The following is a 2,495-nucleotide window of genomic DNA, read 5'->3' on the forward strand; positions in this document are numbered from 1 at the left end:
GGCATAGGTAAATCCGCCTTAGTACAAGAAGTTTATAAACCAATTACTAAAGCCAGAGGTTATTTTATTGCCGGAAAATTCGACCAATTTCAACGAAATATCCCTTACGCCGCCGTTGTCAAAGCCTTTCAATCATTAGTCAAGCAACTCTTAACAGAAAACGAAAATCAACTCAATACCTGGAAACAAAAAATATTAGCTGCCCTTGGCGCTAATAGTCAAATCATTGTCGATGTCATTCCCGAAGTAGAACTAATCATTGGCCCACAGCCCGCCGTACAAGAATTAAGCGCCACCGAAGCACAAAACCGCTTTAATTTAGTATTTCAAAAATTCATCCGCGTCTTTTGTTCAGTTGACTATCCCTTAGTCATCTTTCTCGACGACTTACAATGGGCTGATGCCGCCACATTGAAACTGCTACAAGTAATGATAGCAGATGAGCAAACCAACTATCTATTTCTAATTGGTGCTTATCGAGACAACGAAGTCAACCCATCTCATCCTTTAATGATGACTTTGGACGAGCTGCAAAATCAAGGTGCAAGAATCGAGCGAATTACCTTAGCTCCCTTACAGCTTCACCAGATAGTTAACTTAATTACTGATACCGTGCGTCAAGACCAAAAATCAGCGCTCCCCCTCGCCGAGTTAGTAATCAGTAAAACTCAAGGCAATCCTTTTTTTGTCAATCAGTTTCTCAAAACACTCTATCAAGAAAACCTACTTAAATTCAACTTTCACGAAAGAAACTGGGATTGGAACATTTCCGAAATTGAATCAGTAGGTATTACTGATAACGTCATTGAATTGATGCTGGGCAAATTGAAAAGACTGCCCCCATCAACTCAGCAAGTTTTGCGTTTAGCTGCCTGCGTGGGCAATAGTTTTGACTTAAACACTCTGGCAATTATTAATGAAAAATCTTGGGTAGCCACCTTTCAAGAACTATTGCCAGCCATTCAAGAAGGATTAATCTTAACTACTTCTGAGCTAGGTGCTACCGAATCAGAAATAATTAACTCAGACTTGGTAATTACTACTTATAAATTTTTGCACGACCGCGTACAGCAGTCAGGTTACGCATTGATTGACTCAAAACTGCAAACAGCAATTCACCTACAAATTGGTCGTCTGTTACTAGCAAATATCTCTGGCGAGCGACGCGCCGAAAGAATTTTTGAAATTGCCGACCATTTGAATTCGGGTCGAAATTTAATCATTGATGATACCGAGAAAATTGAACTAGCTATTTTAAATTTAACCGCCGCTCGCAAAGCCAAAGATGCCACGGCTTATGCTGCTGCCAGAGACTACTTAAAATTCGGTCGAGAAATTCTACCGGGCAATATTTGGCAAGACTCCTACGAACTAGCTTTTACCTTTCATAAGGAGCTGGCAGAGGCAGAATATTTAAACGGCAATTTTGAAGAATCAGAAGCTTTAATAGAAGTGGCATTTGCCCAGGCCAAATCTGAGCTAGAACAAGCCGAAATTTACAACATTTTGATCGTGCAGTACACTCTGCTGAGTAAATATGAAGCAGCAGTTCAATCGGGATTAAAAGCGCTTCACTTGCTGGGCATAGACTTGGCTGAAGATAATTTAAGTGAGGCGATTAATGCGGAAATGGCGACAGCTACAGCCTACTTGGCCAACCAAGAAATTGCTTCATTAATTCATGCCGAAAAGATGAAAGACCCAGCTCAACTAATGGCTATGAAATTATTGGGCAACATGGGCCCACTAACGTTCTTTTCATCTCAAGAACTGTGGAAGTTGACTGTGATTAAAGCGATTAATCTTTCTCTCAAGTACGGTTTTGTAGCGGAAGGGTCTTACTGCTATTCGTGTTATGGAATTATCCTAAATTCAATTTTAGGGGATTACCAATCTGCTTATGAGTTTGGCAGACTCGCTCTGACTCTGAGCGAAAATTCTAATAACTTGTCTCAAAATTGCCAAGATAGTGTGATTTTTGCCAATTACTTAAACTGCTGGGTGAGACCGCTCAAAACTACGGCCCAAATTAATAACGAAGGTTATAAAAGAGGCTTGCAATCGGGCAATTTGCAATGGACGGGTTATAACCGGATGTTTCAAACTATTACCTATTTCTTCCAGGGTATGAATTTGAATAACCTCTGGGAAGATATTGACAAGTCGCTCCATTTCTGCAATCATACTAAAAATTTTTGGGCGATTGATATTATTATTGCTAATAAGATAGCAATTTTAAATTTGATGGGAGAAGAGGATGAAGTTAGCGAAGAACAGCATTTAGAAAATTTTCATAGCCGTAAAAGCATGGCAGCGCTGTGTGAGTTTTATGTTTTAAAGGCGCAGACTTTCTATCTTTACGAACAGTATAGTGAGGCGCTAGAAGCATCGGAGCGCGCGGCAGAGCTGATTGATTATTTGATGGGTCATATTTCTAGTGCTCACCATTATTTTTACCGTTGTCTGATTTTAACGGCTCTGTATTCAGAGGTTTC

At 40.0% G+C, this 2,495-nt stretch carries 1 protein-coding gene; it reads left to right on the forward strand.

The annotated features are described in order from the left end of the window. The coding region (locus QUB39_RS30345) for an AAA family ATPase (RefSeq protein WP_333485234.1) at positions 1-2,495 on the forward strand (2,495 nt) is incomplete at both ends.

The organism is Microcoleus sp. AT8-B5 (assembly GCF_036705565.1).
Taxonomy (GTDB): domain Bacteria; phylum Cyanobacteriota; class Cyanobacteriia; order Cyanobacteriales; family Microcoleaceae; genus Microcoleus.